The following is a 14605-nucleotide window of genomic DNA, read 5'->3' on the forward strand; positions in this document are numbered from 1 at the left end:
GCCCCTCGCCTATAATGCGGGTCTGCACAGGAGAACCCGCATGAGCTATTTCAAACACCACGTCTTTTTCTGCACCAACCAGCGCGAGGCTGGCGAGCAATGCTGCAACAATCTCGGCGGCTCCGACCTGTTCGCCTATGCCAAGGATCGCATCGGCGCATTGAAGCAGAACGGCCCCGGCGCCATCCGCATCAACAAGGCCGGCTGCCTCGGTCGCTGCGACAACGGGCCGGTCATGGTGGTGTACCCCGAGGAAACCTGGTATTCGTTCATCGACAAGGAAGACGTCGAGGAGGTCATCCAGGAACACCTGATCGGTGGCAAGGTCGTAGACCGTTTGAAGATCTGATGACATGAAAGCCCCCGAAGAAAAAATCCTGATCGACGGCCCGGCCGGCAAGATCGACATCATCATGGAGCGTCCGGATGCGCCGAAAGGCATCGCACTGGTCGCCCATCCGCATCCGCTCGGCGGCGGCGCCAACACCAACAAGGTGGCCTACACCCTGGCGCGTACCTTTGTCGGCCTCGGCTACGCTGCCTTCCGCCCCAATTTCCGGGGCGTCGGCGGCACCGAAGGCCTGCATGACGAAGGCCGCGGCGAAACCGACGACCTGCTCGCCGTGCTGGAGGAAGCCAGGCGCCGCTGCGGCGACCTGCCGATCGTACTCGCCGGATTTTCCTTCGGTGCCTACTGCCAGAGCCGCGTCGCCAAGCGACTCAAGGAAGCCGGGCATCCGGCCCAGCGCCTGGTTCTGGTCGGCACCGCTGCCGGCTATGTCGAGAGCACCCGTCATTACGACACCGAGGCCGTGCCGCACGACACCATCGTCATCCATGGCTCGGACGACACGCTGGTGCCGCTGAGCAACGTCTTCGAGTGGGCCTTGCCGCTCGACCTGCCCGTCGTCGTCGTCCCCGGTGCCGATCACTTCTTCCACCGTCGCCTGCACGTCATCCGCGACATCATCACCCGCGCGTGGCGGCACTAGACGTCCGCAACCTGCGCAAGGCCTACGGCGACCAGGAGGTGGTCGCCGGGCTCTCCTTCGCGGTCAATTCCGGTACCTGTTTCGGCCTGCTCGGCCCGAACGGCGCCGGCAAGACGACCACGCTGCGCCTCTGCCTCGGCCTGACTGCACCGGCCGGCGGCGACATCACGCTGAACGGGCATGCCATTCCCGCCGCCGCGCAGCTGGCCAGGGCCCGGGTCGGTGTCGTGCCGCAGTTCGACAACCTCGACCCCGATTTCACCTGCGCCGAGAACCTGCTCGTCTTCGGCCGCTATTTCGGCATGGCGGATAGCGACATCCGCCGCCATATCCCGCAGCTGCTCGATTTCGCCGGGCTGGCCGGCAAGGCGGACGCCCGCATCGCCACGCTGTCGGGCGGCATGAAACGACGGCTGACCCTGGCCCGGGCGCTGATCAACGACCCCGATATCGTCTTTCTCGACGAGCCGACGACCGGCCTCGATCCGCAGGCCCGGCACCTGATCTGGGATCGGCTGAAGCAACTCAAGTCGGCCGGCAAGACACTGATCCTCACCACTCACTTCATGGACGAGGCGGAGCGCCTGTGCGATACGCTGATCGTCATCGACCACGGCCGCAAGATCGCCGAGGGCAGCCCGCGCGCCCTGATCGCGGAGTACATCGAACCGCAGGTCGTCGAAGTCTTCGATGAAGCGCGCGGCCAGTTGACGCCCTTCGTCGAGCGCCACCGCTTGCTGTGCGAGCGCGTCGAAACGAGTGGCGAAACCGCCTTCTTCTACTGCCGCGACCCGCGCCCCTTGCTCGCCGCGCTGGCCGAAGCCGAAGGCCTGCGCTACGTACACCGCGCCTCCAACCTCGAAGACGTTTTCATCAAGCTGACCGGCCGCGAATTACGCGACTGAGCCTTCGGTCCGACACCTGAGTCCGGCGGCCAGACGAGGGGCTGACAATCTGTCGCAAACCCGTTCCAAGCTATGACATAAGGCATATAATCGGCGCTTCGTGACCTTGACCGAGACTTGCGTGGAAGACCTCCAGCACAATCCCGCCGACCGCCAGAAGACGACGGCCGATGCCGTCGAATCCCGGATGAAGATTGAACTCCGCGATATCGGCATCCCGCCGCGACCGACCATCCTCGTCCAGATCGAACAGGAAACGGCCAAGGACAACCCCGATTTCCTTTTTCTCGCCAAACTGCTCGGCCAGGACGTTGCCCTCTCCGCCGGCGTGATCAAGGTCGCCAATTCGCCCTTCTTCTCGTTCGGCAAGAAAGTGCCGACGGTGCAGGAAGCCCTGCTCGTGCTGGGGCTCAAGCAGGTGCTCAGGACCATCGCCGGGCTGTCTCTGCAGCAGGTATTCAAGCACGTTCCGAACATGGACCGTTTCTGGGATGCATCGGCCACGACGGCCGAAGTCTCGGCCATGCTGGTCAAGGAGATTGGCAATGGTATCGGCATCCGCCCGGAAGACGCACACACCTTTGCGCTCTTCCGCGACAGCGGCATCCCGATGCTGATGATTCCCTTTCCGGAATACCGCGATGTTCTGACCAAGGCCAATCAGGAAGAAACCGTGAGCTTCACCGACATGGAAGAGCAGGCCATCGGCCTCAACCATGCCTTGCTCGGCGCCCAACTGGCGGAAGACTGGCTGCTGCCGGAGGAAACCTGCCAGGCCATTCGCCATCACCACGATCGGGCCACCCTCGAAGGCGGCCTGGATCTGACGGATCGCACCCGTCACCTGATCGCTGTCGCGCAACTGGCCGAATACCTGATCCAGCAGAAAACCGCCCAGTCACAGGACTGCGAATGGAAAAAGCTCGGCGATGCCAGCCTCGCCTGCCTCAAGCTGACACCGGAACAGCTGCCCGAACTCGCCCAGGCCTGCCTGCCGGAAACCACCGGCTGATCCGCCCCGGCAGACGGCCCGCCGAACGCTGTCACAAAGCATTACGGTCGACGCATCGCGGCGCCCCTAGAATGGCAGACTGTCACCGTCGCCCCTTTGCCGGATAACCGCCCCGATGCACGCCACCTTGCCCGCCCATCGCCCAAGCCTGACCGGCTTCCTGCCGGTGTGGCGCCGCAACTTCCTGGTCTGGCGGAAGCTGGCCTTGCCCTCCATCCTGGGCAATCTCGCCGATCCGCTGATCTACATGCTCGGCCTCGGCTACGGCCTGGGCGCCATGCTGCCCAGCGTCGACGGCCAGCCCTATGTCGCCTTCCTCGCCGCCGGTACGGTCTGCGCATCGACGATGAATGCCGCCACCTTCGAGGCCCTGTATTCGGCCTTCTCGCGCATGCACGTGCAGAAGACCTGGGACGCCATTCTTAACACGCCGCTCGGACTGGCCGACGTGGTCGCCGGCGAACTGTTCTGGGCGGCGACCAAATCGCTGTTCTCCGGCGCCGCCATCCTGGTCGTCATCACGGCCATGGGCTTGACCAACGGCCCGCTGATGCTCTGGGCGCTCCCGGCCATCGTGCTGACCGGCCTGGCCTTCGCCGCACTAGGTCTGATCTGGAATGCACTGGCGCCGAGCTACGACTTCTTCATGTATTACTTCACGCTGTTCATTACGCCGATGACGCTGATTTCCGGCGTTTTCTTCCCGACCGACCAACTCCCCGCCTGGCTCGCCGCCATCGGCGGCTGGCTGCCGCTGGCCCAGGGCGTAGCGCTGGTTCGCCCGCTGCTGGCCGGGCAAATGCCGGCCGATGCCCTGATGCACATCATGGCGCTGCTCGCCACGACGGGCGTAGCCTTTGCCATCGCCCTGCACCTGACCCGCCGCCGGCTGCTCAAGTAGAATTTCCCAATGGAAACCCTGATCGTCATCACCAACTGCCCCGACGAGGAGACCGCCAACGCCATCGCGCTGGCCGTCGTCGAGGAACAGCTCGCCGCCTGCGTGAACATCCTGCCGCGCGTGCAATCCGTCTACCGCTGGCAGGGCAGTGTCGAGTCGGCGGCCGAGATACCGCTGCTGATCAAGGCGACCACCTGCAATTACCCGGCCCTTGAAGCCCGGATCAAGGCCATGCATCCCTACGACGTGCCGGAAATCGTCGCCCTGCCGATCGCCCATGGCCTGCCGGCCTATTTGAACTGGGTAGCCGCCGAGACACGCCAATGACCATCCGCGTTCTGCTTTTCCTGTTTTCGCTGCTCGTCCCGCTCGCCCATGCCGACGAGTTTCTCGATCCGGCCGTCGCCTTCAAACCCTCGGTCCGTGCGCTCGACGGACAGACCCTCGAAGTCCGCTACGAAATCGCCAAGGGCTACTACCTCTATCGCGACAAATTCCGTTTCGCCATCGACGGCGATGCTGCCCGGCCCGGTACGGCGATCTATCCCAAGGGCAAGGAAAAGGACGACGACACCTTCGGCAAGGTCGAGGTCTATTACAAGTCGGTCGCCATCCGCGTGCCGGTTGAGCGAAATGCCTCGGGGCCGCTGACGCTCGACCTCAAGGTCACCTCCCAGGGCTGCGCCGATGCCGGCGTCTGCTACCCACCACAAACCCAGCCGCTCAGCGTCGTACTGCCCGACCCGGCGACCACCCCCAGCACAGCGGCGCCGGCCGAAGCCGGCGAGGGCGACGAAAGCGGACTGATCGCTGCCACGCTGAAGAATGCCGGCTTCTGGGCCATTCTCGCCTTCTTCTTCGTTGCCGGCCTCGGCTTGTCGCTGACCCCCTGCGTCTTCCCGATGATTCCCATCCTCTCCGGCATCATCGCCGGGCAGGGCCACAAGGCTTCGCACGCCCGCGGCTTTGCCCTGGCACTGGCCTACGTGCTCGGGATGGCCGTGACCTACGCCGCCGCCGGCGTCGCCGCTGGACTGACCGGCACGCTGATCTCCAGCGCCCTGCAGAATGCCTGGGTACTCGGCAGCTTCGCGCTGGTTTTCGTCGTTCTCTCCTTTTCGATGTTCGGCTTCTACGAACTGCAGCTGCCGACCGCGCTGCAGAGCAAGCTGTCGGAAGAATCGGGCCACCTGCAGGGCGGGCGCGGCATCGGCGTCTTCCTGATGGGCGCGCTGTCGGCGCTGATCGTCGGCCCCTGTGTCGCCGCGCCGCTCGCCGGGGCCTTGCTCTACATCGGCCAGACCGGCGATGCCGTCCTCGGCGGCACGGCGCTGTTCGTCATGGCGCTGGGCATGGGTGCGCCGCTGATCGCCGTCGGCGTCGCCGGCGGTTCCCTGCTGCCCAAGACCGGGCCGTGGATGGAAGGCGTCAAGAAGGCTTTCGGCGTGCTGTTGCTGGCCACTGCCGTCTGGCTGGTCTCGCCGGTCGTGCCGGCGGTCGCCAGCATGCTCGCCTGGGCGCTGCTGCTCATCGTGCCGGCCATCTACCTGCACGCCCTCGACCCGCTGCCGCCGCATGCCAAGGGTTGGCAACGTTTCTGGAAAGGCATCGGCATCGTCATGCTGCTCACCGGCGCATCCCTGCTGATCGGCGCCCTGTCCGGCAGTCGCGATCCCTTGCAGCCGCTGGCCGGCCTGCGTGGCAACGCGGTCGCCGCCGAAACCAGGCACCTGCCTTTCACGCGCGTCGTCTCGGTAGCCGACCTGGAAGCGAAAATCGCCGCTGCCGGCAAGCCGGTGATGCTCGATTTCTATGCCGACTGGTGCGTGTCATGCAAGGAAATGGAGAAATTCACCTTTTCCGACCCGGCGGTTCAGGCAAAACTGGCGGGGTACACCCTGTTGCAGGCCGACGTGACCGCCAATTCGGATGATGACAAGGCCTTGCTGGCCCGCTTTGGCCTGTTCGGCCCACCCGGCATCATCTTTTTCGACGCCAGGGGCCAGGAAAACAAGACGGTTCGCGTCGTCGGCTTCCAGGACGCCGAGCACTTCATCAAATCGCTGCAAAAAACCGGCGCAGCCGGCTAGATTTCTCTTTTCGGCGCCGTGCGCAACGCATGGCGCAAGCCGGACAGGCCGAAAGCGAAGCCGACGACAGCCCCGGCGATTACGTCGAGCACCACATGCTGACGCGTCGCGATGGTCGACCACAGGATGGCCAGGCAATGCAGCCAGCTCAACCAGCCTACGACGGACGGCGCGCCGACGCTTTCGAATATCCGCCCCAGCCAGACCGCGGCGAATACCGCCGAGGCGACATGCAGCGATGGGCAGGCATTGCCGCCGGTATCGACATCCTTGATGACGGCCATTTCCGGGTACAGCGACCAGTCAATGCCGGCCGGCGGCACGCCGCTCGGCAACCACCAGAAAATGCCCAGGCAGAGCAGGCACATCATCGCCATCCACAAGCCGAACAGCAGCATGGCGCGGATATCCTTCATGCAGGCGACCGGCAGCGAGGCATAGACCCAGAGCGAGGCGTAGAACGGAAAAGCCAGCGAGGTGACCGGTATCGCCGTGTCCAGCCAGGTCAGCGGCATCACGGTGACCGGATTCAACGGATTGCGCAGGATGGCGAAATAGGCCCAGAAGAAGATCACCATGAACGCCGCCGTACCCAATGCCTTGAGCGGCCACAGGGTATACATCCGGGCGGCGATCTGGCGATACCAGGGCAATTCGCGAAACAGGTGCATCGGTAGCTTGGCGTCAGTCGGAAAGGAGAAAGGGCGGCGGTATGGTAACAAATCGGCCGACGAGCTGCCCGGCAAGTCTTTGGAAAACATGGGCTTTCAGCTAAAATCGCGAACCTATGGATTCCATTGGCCTGATTCGCGAATTTCTCAAAGACCGCCTTGGCGTCGCGCCCGATACCGTCGTGCCGGAAGCGCCGTTGGCTGACCTCGGCGTCGACTCGCTGATGATGCTCGAGCTGATGTTCGAGTTCGAGGATCGCTTCAACATCAAGCTGTCCAGCGACCTGAAGACTCCCCAGACCGTCGGCGAAATGGTCGCCTTGATGGACGGGTTGATCGCCAGCCAGAAGAGCTGAGCCATGACGAAGCGGCGGGTAGCGATCACTGGCCTCGGGCTGGTCAGTCCTTATGGCGGCGACCTCGCTGACTTCTTCGCCCGCCTGAGCACCGGCGAATCGGCCATCCGCTACCTGCTGACCGACGATCTACCGCGCCCGCTGTCCATTCCTTTTGTCAGCTGCCCCGCCTTCGACCCGGATGCCGCGCTCGGCCGGCCGCTGGCCTCGATGATGGATCGCTTCGCGCAGCTCGGCATGGCTGCCGCGTTCAGTGCCTGGGACGATGCCGGCCTGCCGCGCAAGCGCGAAGACGATGCCGAATCGCGCGACACCTGGGGCGTATCCTGGGGTACGGCGCTGGGCGGTACGCTGGCCTATGAAAAGGGCTACCGCGAACTGTGGCAGAAGGGCCGCGAGCGCCTGTCGCCGCTTGCCGTCGTGCTCGGCATGAACAATGCCGCCAATGCCCACATCTCGATCCAGCTCGGGCTGGGCGGCATCAGCCAGAGCCATACCGTGGCCTGCGCCTCCTCGGCCATCGCCATCGGCGAAGCCTTCCGCCGCGTCCGTTCGGGTGAATCGACCATCATGGTCACCGGCGGCTCCGACGTGCCGCAAGCCTACGGTGTCGCCCGCGCCTGGGAAGCCTTGCGCGTCATGGCCCCCGGCGATGCCGACAGTTCGCCGTTCGCCTGCCGGCCGTTCGCTGCCGACCGTCGCGGCCTGGTGCTGGGCGAGGGCGGTGCCTCGCTGGTGCTCGAGGACTGGGACCATGCCGTCGCCCGCGGCGCCCGTATCCACGGCGAAATCGTCGGCTACGGCACCAGTTGCGACCACAGCCACCTGGTTCGCCCGGAAGTCGAAGGCCAGGTCCGCGCCCTCAACCTGACGCTGGCCGACGCCGGACTGATGCCCGACGACATCGACTACATCAATGCCCACGGCACCGCCACGGCCGAAGGCGACCCGGTCGAAGTCGGCGCCCTGAAAGCCATTTTCGGCGAACGCGCCGGGCAGCTGGCGGTCAGCGCCACCAAATCGATGCACGGCCATCTGCTCGGCGCCGCCGGCGCCATCGAGGCCATCGCCACCGTGCTCACCCTGCGCGAGCAGATCGTCCCGCCGACGGCCAATCTCGAAAACAATCTCGATCCGGCCTGTACCGGCGTCGATCATGTGACCGCCGGTCGCCGCCAGACGCTGCGCGCCGCGCTCTCCAATTCCTTTGCCTTCGGCGGCAGCAACGCGGTCCTAGCCTTCCGCGCCGTCGCCCCGTAAATCCCGGAAATCCCGTCATGTCGCAAGCAGCCATCGAAGCCCTGTTGCCGGAAGTCGCCGAATTGATCGTATCGGCCCTCAATCTCGACCTCGCCCCCGGCGAAATCGAAGCCGACGCCCCCTTGTTCGGCCACGGTCTGGGCCTCGACTCGATCGACGTCCTCGAAGTCGCGCTCGTCGTTTCCAAACGTTACGGCGTTCAGCTCAAGTCGGACAACGAGGACAACATCCGCATTTTTTCGTCGCTGCGCGCCCTGACCGCCTACATCGCCAGCCAGCGAACCCAATGACGATCACCCCGGCCCAGCTGCTGCGCGGCCTGGCCGTACTCGTCTTTCTCGTCGCCTGGGCACTACTCGCCCACTACGGTACGGCCGGCGACAGCTCTCCGGATCTGTCGGTTCTGCTCGGCGTGTCGCCGATTGTCGCGGCGGTCGGCCTGCTGTTCTGGCGTACCCGCCACCCGCTGCTAGCCGGCGGCGGCAACCTGTTGCTGCTCGGCAGCCTGATTTGGCTGTGGCCGACCCTGCGCCAGAACGTTCCGCTGGTCTTTTTCATCCAGCACCTCGGCACCAACCTGGCGCTCGCCACCCTGTTCGGGCGGAGCCTGTTCGGCGGCGGCGAGGCCCTGATCACCCAACTCGCCCGTGCGGTTTATCACGGCAAGATATCCGAGCGAAAACGGGTCTACACCCGGCAAGCCACCATCGCCTGGACGCTGTACTTCCTGGCCAACGCGCTGATTTCCGCTGTGCTCTGGCTGTTTGCCCCGCAGTCGGCATGGTCGGTCTTCGCCAACCTGCTGTCCTTCCCGCTGCTCGTCGGCATGTTCGTTGCCGAACACATCTGGCGACTATGTGCCCTGCCGCCCGAGGAAAGACCGAGCATCGCCCAGGTCGCCCGGGCCTATCGCATGCACGGCAAGCAGACTCCGCCGGCCAACCCGTCATGAACCTTGTGCCGCTGCTCGCCCATGGCGACCTTGCTGCCGTCTTCGCGTGGCGTTCGGATGGCCCGGTCAGCGTCGGCGACTATCTGGCGGATGTCCATGCACTGGCCGAACAATTGCCGGCGGCCGGCTACCTGCTCAACCTGTGCCACGACCGCTACCGCTTCGCCGTCGGTTTCGCCGCCGGCCTGCTGCGCGGCACGACCAGCCTGCAACCGTCCTCGCAATCGCCGGAAACCTTCCGTCGCCTGCGGGACGACTATCCCGCACTGCTCGCTCTGTGCGACGGATCGACCGACACACAGGACCTGCCGCGCTTCGATTTTCCCGAACTCGCCGGCGAGCGGAACGCAGTATCCGACATTCCAGGCATTCCGGCCGAACACCTGGCCGCCATCTTGTTCACCTCCGGCTCGACCGGCCTGCCGCAGGCACAGCGCAAGACCTGGGGAAAGCTGGCGCAGAACGGCCGGGCCGAGGCCGTCGCCCTGGGTCTCGACATCAATCCGCATGTGCTGGTCGGTACCGTCCCGGTCCAGCACAGCTACGGCTTCGAATCGACCTTCCTGCTCGCCCTGCACGGCGGTTGCGCCTTCTGGGCCGGCAAACCGTTCTATCCGCAGGACATCGCCGCCGCGCTGGCGGCCATGCCGCAACCCCGCCTGCTGGTCACCACGCCGTTCCATCTCTCGGCACTGCTGGCCTCGGGGATAGACCTGCCGGCCATCGACATCCTGCTTTCCGCCACCGCCCCCTTGTCTACGACGCTGGCGGCCGAAGCCGAAAGCCGTACCGGCGCCCCGATGCTGGAAATCTACGGCTCCACGGAATCCGGACAGTTGGCCAGCCGGCGCACTACCGACGGCGCGACATGGACCCTGCTGCCCGGCGTGCGACTGGAACAGGAGGGTGACGACACCGTCGCCTGCGACGGCCACGTCGAAGGACGTGTCACCTTGTCCGACGTCATCGAACTGCTGCCCGACAACCGTTTCCTGCTCCACGGCCGCCATGCCGACCTGATCAACATCGCCGGCAAGCGCACCTCGCTGGCCTACCTGAACCACCAGCTCGGGGCGGTTCCCGGCATCGTCGACGGCGCCTTCTTCCTGCCCGACGAGGAAGGTCCGGACGGCATCACCCGCCTGACCGCCTTCGTCGTCGCCCCCGGCCTGACAGCGCGACAGATCATCGTCGCCCTGCGTCAGCGGATCGAGGCGATCTTCCTGCCCCGACCGCTGCTGCTGGTCGACAAGCTGCCGCGCAACAGCACCGGCAAGCTGCCGCGCAACGAACTGCAGGCGCTGTACGCCGAAAGGGTAGGGCATGGCCGAGGCTGAATACCGCTGGCACGTCCCGGCCGATCACCCGGCCTTTCCCGGACACTTCCCTCAGCGCCCCATCGTCCCCGGTGTCGTGCTGCTCGACCGCGCCATCCTGTTCGCCGAGGAAATGCTCGGGCGCCCGGGTCTGGCCTGGCAAGTCGGCAACGCCAAGTTCTTCAGCCCGGTAGGCCCGGAGGAAGCACTCACTTTTCTGCTGAATCAGAAACCAAGCGGAGCGATTGCCTTTACGGTACGGGCCGACGATCGCGACGTCGCCGCCGGCAGCCTGACGCCCCCCGCGCCATGAACCAGGAAAAGCCCGCCGAAGCCGCGTGGCTGCGCCAGCAGGAACGCAGCAACCTCGCCATCCTGAAACTGATGGTGTGGATATCGCTGACCTTCGGCCGCGCCATCGGCCGCCTCGTGCTGCTCGGCATCGCCGCCTATTTCGTGCTGTTCTCGCCCAAGGCCCGCCGCTTCAGCCGCAACTACCTGCACCGGGCGCTGGGTCGCTGGGCCGAATGGTCGGACGGGTTTCGCCACGTTTTCAGTTTCGCGAGCACCATCCACGACCGGATCTACCTGCTCAACGACCGTTTCGACCTGTTCGACATCGAGGTGATCGGCGCCGACGCGGTGACTGAAGCGGCCCGGACTCATCCCGGCGCACTGCTCATCGGTGCCCACCTGGGCAGTTTCGAAGTGCTGCGCGCCGTCGGCCGGGGCAGGGAAGGGCTGCCGGTGGCGATGTTGATGTACGAGGAAAACGCCCGCAAGATCAACACCACGCTCGAAGCCATCAACCCGGCAGCCAGCCAGGACATCATCCCGCTCGGCCGCATGGATTCGATGCTGCAGGCCCGCGACAAACTCGATGCCGGCTACGCGGTAGGCATACTGGCCGACCGCAGCCTGAACCACGACGCCACGATCGACTGCCTTTTCCTCGACAAACCGGCTCCCTTCCCGCTCGGTCCCTGGCGTATGGCAGCCATGCTGCGCCGGCCGGTCTTCTTCATGACCGGGCTCTATCTCGGCGGCAACCGCTACCAACTGCATTTTGAGCCGCTGGCCGACTTTTCAGATACGCCGCGCGAGGAGCGCGACGCAGCGATTCGCGCAGCCATGCAGCACTACGCCGACCGTCTGACGCATTATTGCCGGCAGGCCCCGTACAACTGGTTCAACTTCTTCGATTTCTGGCAGAAAAAATGATCAAACGACTATTCGGCTGCATTTTCCTGCTCGCCCTGGCCATTCCGGCCAGCGCCGCTTTCGACATCGGCCAGCTGATGGGCGAACTGGCCAAGCACAAGGGCGGTCGCGCCAAGTTCGTCGAGAAGAAGTATCTGGCCATCCTCGACAAGCCGGTGGTATCGACCGGGGAAATGACCTATACCGCGCCCGACCGTCTGGAAAAACGGACGTTGACCCCGAAAATCGAGACCTTGCTGCTCGACAAGGACATCCTGTCCATCGAGCGCGAAAAGCAGAAACTGAGCATCAACCTGGCCAACCAGCCGGAGGCGCTGGCCTTCGTCGACAGCATCCGCGGCACCCTGTCCGGCAACCGGGCGGCGCTGGAAAAAAACTACGCCCTCCATCTGGCGGGCAACGCTGACAAGTGGGTGCTTACACTCCTGCCCAGCGACCAGAAAATTGCCAGCATGGTCCAGCGCATCACGGTGACCGGCAACAAGAATCAGGTGCGTGTCATCGAATACCTGCAGGCCGACGGCGACCGCGCGGTTCTCAACATCGACCCGATCGACGCCAAATGACCCGTCAAGCCGGCCGCGCCCTGGCAATCTGGCTGCTGGCCATGCTGGCCGGGGCTGTGATCGTCTGGAACAGCCGTTTCTCGGCCGACATGTCCTTCTTCCTGCCGGCCAAACCGAGCGCCGAGCAGCAGGTGCTGGTCGACCAGTTGAAGGAAGGGGTCGTCTCCCGCCTGCTCATGGTCGCCATCGCGGGAGGCGATGCCGCCCAGCGAGCGGAGACCTCCCGCAAGCTGCGCGCCCGCCTGGAAAAACTGCCGGAATTCGTCTCGATCCAGAATGGCGAAACCGGCAGCATGAACGCCGACCGCGACTTCCTGTTCAATCACCGTTACCTGCTCAGCCCGGCCGTCGCCCCCGAGCGCTTTACTGTCGACGGCTTGCGCGAGTCCATCGCCAACAGTATCGACCTGCTCGCCTCGCCGGCCGGCATGATGCTCAAGCCGCTGCTGCCGCGCGACCCGACCGGCGAACTGGTCGAACTGATCTCCGGCCTCAATGCCGGCGCCCAGCCCAACGCCCGTGACGGCGTATGGGCCTCGCGCGACGGCGAGCGCGCCATGCTGCTGATCCAGACCGCCGCCCTCGGCTCCGATACCGATGGCCAGGAACGCGCCATCGGCCTGATCTATAGCCAGTTCGCCGAGGCCGCGCCGGGCGGCCGGTTGAGCCTGCAACTCTCCGGCCCCGGCCTGTTTGCGGTCAAATCGCGGGCGACGATCAAAAGTGAAGTCAGCCTGCTGTCCACCCTCAGCACCGTCGCCATCGTCGCCGTGCTGTTCTTCGTCTACCGCTCGCTGCGCCTGATGACCCTCGGCCTGCTACCCGTCGTCAGCGGCGCGCTGGCCGGCGTCGTGGCGGTCAGCCTCGCCTACGGAACCGTCTTCGGCATCACCGTCGGCTTCGGCTCGGCGCTGATCGGCGAAGCCGTCGATTACTCCATCTATTACTTCGTGCAGTCCGGCCGGCTCGGGGTCAATCACTGGCGCGCCCGCTTCTGGCCGACCATCCGCCTCGGCGTGCTGACCTCCGCCTGCGGCTTCGGCGCGCTGCTTTTCTCCGGCTTCCCCGGCCTCGCCCAACTCGGCCTCTACTCGCTGAGCGGCGTCGTCGTCGCCGCGCTGGTCACCCGCTTCATCCTGCCGCCCCTGGCCGGCGACGACCTGGGCATGCGCGACCTGAGCCACATCGCTCCCCGCCTCAAGAGCGGCATCGCGCTGCTGCAAGGTCTGCGCTGGCCCATCCTGCTGCTGGCGCTGGCGGCCGCCACCCTGCTCGCTGTCAATCGCGACCGCCTGTGGCACCCCAACCTGTCGGCCTTGAGCACGGTCAGCGCGGCCGACGGCGAAATCGACCAGGCTTTGCGCGCCGACATCTCCGCTCCCGACGCCCGCTACATGGCGGTGATCACGGCATCCGACCGCGAATCGGCGCTGCAGGCCGCCGAGCGGGCAGGGCAGAAGCTCGACCGGCTAATCGTCGACGGCATTATCGGCGGTTACGACAGCCCGGCCCGTTTTCTGCCCAGCGAAGCGATGCAGGCCAGCCGACGCGCCAGCCTGCCGCCGACGGCCGAACTGCAAGCGCGCCTGCTGGTCGCGCAGGCCGATTCGCCGCTGGCCGCCGGCAAACTCGGCGGTTTCATCGACGATGTGGAAGCCACCCGCAGCCAGGGCCGGGTCAGCCGCGAATCGCTGGACGGCACCGGCCTGGCGCTGGCCGTCGATTCGCTGCTGCTGCAGCGCCCGAACGGCTGGAGCGTCCTGTTGCCGCTGCGCCCGCCCGGAGGCGACAAGGGGGTCGATATCGCCATCGAACCGGTGCGCGCCGCGCTGGCCGGGTCCGGCGCCCTGTTCGTCGACATGAAGAATGAATTCGACACGCTGTACAACGACTACCTGCATGAAGCGACGCTGCTGTCGCTCACCGGCTTCGTCGCCATCGTCGGCCTGCTCACCGTCACGCTGCGTTCGCCGCAACGCCTGGCCCGGCTGCTGCTGCCGCTGCTGCTGTCGGTCGTACTCGTCATCGCCGGCCTGCACCTGGCGGGGCAGCAACTGCATCTGCTGCACCTGATCGGCATGCTGCTGATCGTCGCCGTCGGCTCCAACTACGCGCTGTTCTTCGACGATGCCAGCCAGGCCACCCGGCGCTTCGAGGATTTCGACGACGCGACGCTGGTGGCGATGGCCGTCGCCAACCTGACCACTGCCATCGGCTTCGGCACGCTCGCCCTGTCCAAGGTGCCGGTGCTGCATGCCGTCGGCGTCACCGTGGGGCCGGGTGCGATCCTTGCCCTGCTGCTCTCGGCCTGCTTTGTCGGCAGGAAGGGCAGGGCATGAACGCAGCCGTTTCACGTGGAACCA

Annotated in this window: 17 protein-coding genes; 16 read left to right on the forward strand and 1 reads right to left on the reverse strand. The window is 65.6% G+C overall.

From position 1 onward, the window contains the following. Positions 1 to 40 precede the first annotated feature (40 nt). From F1002_RS07560 to F1002_RS07590, 7 genes are all read left to right on the forward strand, one after another. On the forward strand, positions 41 to 349 hold the full coding sequence (locus tag F1002_RS07560; RefSeq protein ID WP_150428399.1) for a ferredoxin: 309 nt from the start codon (positions 41 to 43) through the stop codon (positions 347 to 349). A 4-nt stretch (positions 350 to 353) separates the two neighbouring features. Then, positions 354 to 992 (forward strand): alpha/beta hydrolase, encoded by a 639-nt coding sequence (locus tag F1002_RS07565; RefSeq protein WP_150428400.1) that lies wholly within the window; start codon positions 354 to 356, stop codon positions 990 to 992. Further along, a complete protein-coding gene (locus F1002_RS07570; protein WP_150428401.1) occupies positions 980 to 1897 on the forward strand; it encodes an ATP-binding cassette domain-containing protein in 918 nt (305 codons plus the stop codon). Before F1002_RS07565 ends, F1002_RS07570 begins: the two co-directional genes overlap by 13 nt. 121 nt (positions 1898 to 2018) lie before the next feature. Continuing rightward, positions 2019 to 2909 (forward strand): HDOD domain-containing protein, encoded by an 891-nt coding sequence (locus F1002_RS07575; RefSeq protein ID WP_150428402.1) that lies wholly within the window; start codon positions 2019 to 2021, stop codon positions 2907 to 2909. Positions 2910 to 3024: 115 nt separating this feature from the next. Next, the gene (locus F1002_RS07580) at positions 3025 to 3810 is read left to right on the forward strand and encodes an ABC transporter permease (RefSeq protein ID WP_150428403.1); all 786 of its coding nucleotides are present in this window, start codon (positions 3025 to 3027) and stop codon (positions 3808 to 3810) included. A 9-nt stretch (positions 3811 to 3819) separates the two neighbouring features. Then, positions 3820 to 4137, forward strand: coding sequence for a divalent-cation tolerance protein CutA (gene cutA / locus F1002_RS07585; RefSeq protein ID WP_150428404.1), 318 nt, complete (start codon positions 3820 to 3822; stop codon positions 4135 to 4137). Next, positions 4134 to 5900, forward strand: a complete 1767-nt coding sequence (locus F1002_RS07590) for a protein-disulfide reductase DsbD (protein ID WP_150428405.1) — start codon at positions 4134 to 4136, stop codon at positions 5898 to 5900. The genes cutA and F1002_RS07590 overlap by 4 nt, the downstream gene beginning before the upstream one ends. Here F1002_RS07590 and F1002_RS07595 read toward each other — a convergent pair. Beyond that, positions 5897 to 6571 (reverse strand): phosphatase PAP2 family protein, encoded by a 675-nt coding sequence (locus F1002_RS07595; RefSeq protein WP_223879497.1) that lies wholly within the window; start codon positions 6569 to 6571, stop codon positions 5897 to 5899. The two genes, F1002_RS07590 and F1002_RS07595, sit on opposite strands and share 4 nt — an antisense overlap. Before the next feature lie 116 nt (positions 6572 to 6687). On the opposite strand from F1002_RS07595, the gene F1002_RS07600 reads away from it, so the two are divergent. Genes F1002_RS07600 through F1002_RS07640 form a run of 9 tightly spaced genes read left to right on the forward strand, consistent with a single transcriptional unit; the run spans position 6688 to position 14581 of the window. After that, positions 6688 to 6927 carry an acyl carrier protein gene (locus F1002_RS07600; RefSeq protein WP_150428406.1) on the forward strand — a complete coding sequence of 80 codons (240 nt, stop codon included), beginning with the start codon at positions 6688 to 6690 and terminating at the stop codon, positions 6925 to 6927. Positions 6928 to 6930: 3 nt separating this feature from the next. After that, a complete protein-coding gene (locus tag F1002_RS07605) occupies positions 6931 to 8187 on the forward strand; it encodes a beta-ketoacyl synthase (protein WP_150428407.1) in 1257 nt (418 codons plus the stop codon). 17 nt (positions 8188 to 8204) lie between these two features. Beyond that, on the forward strand, positions 8205 to 8477 hold the full coding sequence (locus F1002_RS07610; RefSeq protein ID WP_150428408.1) for a phosphopantetheine-binding protein: 273 nt from the start codon (positions 8205 to 8207) through the stop codon (positions 8475 to 8477). Then, positions 8474 to 9139 (forward strand): hypothetical protein, encoded by a 666-nt coding sequence (locus F1002_RS07615; protein WP_150428409.1) that lies wholly within the window; start codon positions 8474 to 8476, stop codon positions 9137 to 9139. Before F1002_RS07610 ends, F1002_RS07615 begins: the two co-directional genes overlap by 4 nt. Next, a complete protein-coding gene (locus tag F1002_RS07620) occupies positions 9136 to 10476 on the forward strand; it encodes an AMP-binding protein (protein WP_150428410.1) in 1341 nt (446 codons plus the stop codon). The genes F1002_RS07615 and F1002_RS07620 overlap by 4 nt, the downstream gene beginning before the upstream one ends. Further along, positions 10463 to 10768 (forward strand): hypothetical protein, encoded by a 306-nt coding sequence (locus tag F1002_RS07625; RefSeq protein WP_150428411.1) that lies wholly within the window; start codon positions 10463 to 10465, stop codon positions 10766 to 10768. The genes F1002_RS07620 and F1002_RS07625 overlap by 14 nt, the downstream gene beginning before the upstream one ends. Next, positions 10765 to 11676 carry an acyl-CoA synthetase gene (locus tag F1002_RS07630; protein ID WP_150428412.1) on the forward strand — a complete coding sequence of 304 codons (912 nt, stop codon included), beginning with the start codon at positions 10765 to 10767 and terminating at the stop codon, positions 11674 to 11676. The genes F1002_RS07625 and F1002_RS07630 overlap by 4 nt, the downstream gene beginning before the upstream one ends. Then, a complete protein-coding gene (locus tag F1002_RS07635) occupies positions 11673 to 12242 on the forward strand; it encodes a LolA-related protein (protein WP_150428413.1) in 570 nt (189 codons plus the stop codon). Before F1002_RS07630 ends, F1002_RS07635 begins: the two co-directional genes overlap by 4 nt. Continuing rightward, positions 12239 to 14581, forward strand: a complete 2343-nt coding sequence (locus F1002_RS07640; RefSeq protein ID WP_150428414.1) for an MMPL family transporter — start codon at positions 12239 to 12241, stop codon at positions 14579 to 14581. The genes F1002_RS07635 and F1002_RS07640 overlap by 4 nt, the downstream gene beginning before the upstream one ends. The last annotated feature ends 24 nt before the right edge of the window (positions 14582 to 14605 follow it).

Source organism: Dechloromonas sp. CZR5 (genome assembly GCF_008711155.1).
In the GTDB taxonomy this organism is placed as follows: Bacteria; Pseudomonadota; Gammaproteobacteria; order Burkholderiales; family Rhodocyclaceae; genus Azonexus.

Excerpts from the sequence above, each read along its gene's own strand:
- F1002_RS07615 (WP_150428409.1), top strand. The coding sequence starts at position 8,474 with ATGACGATCACCCCGGCCCAGCTGCTGCGCGGCCTGGCCGTACTCGTC.
- F1002_RS07600 (WP_150428406.1), top strand. The coding sequence starts at position 6,688 with ATGGATTCCATTGGCCTGATTCGCGAATTTCTCAAAGACCGCCTTGGC.
- F1002_RS07605 (WP_150428407.1), top strand. The coding sequence starts at position 6,931 with ATGACGAAGCGGCGGGTAGCGATCACTGGCCTCGGGCTGGTCAGTCCT.
- cutA (WP_150428404.1), top strand. The coding sequence starts at position 3,820 with ATGGAAACCCTGATCGTCATCACCAACTGCCCCGACGAGGAGACCGCC.
- F1002_RS07620 (WP_150428410.1), top strand. The coding sequence starts at position 9,136 with ATGAACCTTGTGCCGCTGCTCGCCCATGGCGACCTTGCTGCCGTCTTC.
- F1002_RS07560 (WP_150428399.1), top strand. The coding sequence starts at position 41 with ATGAGCTATTTCAAACACCACGTCTTTTTCTGCACCAACCAGCGCGAG.
- F1002_RS07565 (WP_150428400.1), top strand. The coding sequence starts at position 354 with ATGAAAGCCCCCGAAGAAAAAATCCTGATCGACGGCCCGGCCGGCAAG.
- F1002_RS07635 (WP_150428413.1), top strand. The coding sequence starts at position 11,673 with ATGATCAAACGACTATTCGGCTGCATTTTCCTGCTCGCCCTGGCCATT.
- F1002_RS07610 (WP_150428408.1), top strand. The coding sequence starts at position 8,205 with ATGTCGCAAGCAGCCATCGAAGCCCTGTTGCCGGAAGTCGCCGAATTG.
- F1002_RS07590 (WP_150428405.1), top strand. The coding sequence starts at position 4,134 with ATGACCATCCGCGTTCTGCTTTTCCTGTTTTCGCTGCTCGTCCCGCTC.
- F1002_RS07625 (WP_150428411.1), top strand. The coding sequence starts at position 10,463 with ATGGCCGAGGCTGAATACCGCTGGCACGTCCCGGCCGATCACCCGGCC.
- F1002_RS07580 (WP_150428403.1), top strand. The coding sequence starts at position 3,025 with ATGCACGCCACCTTGCCCGCCCATCGCCCAAGCCTGACCGGCTTCCTG.
- F1002_RS07640 (WP_150428414.1), top strand. The coding sequence starts at position 12,239 with ATGACCCGTCAAGCCGGCCGCGCCCTGGCAATCTGGCTGCTGGCCATG.
- F1002_RS07595 (WP_223879497.1), bottom strand. The coding sequence starts at position 6,571 with ATGCACCTGTTTCGCGAATTGCCCTGGTATCGCCAGATCGCCGCCCGG.
- F1002_RS07630 (WP_150428412.1), top strand. The coding sequence starts at position 10,765 with ATGAACCAGGAAAAGCCCGCCGAAGCCGCGTGGCTGCGCCAGCAGGAA.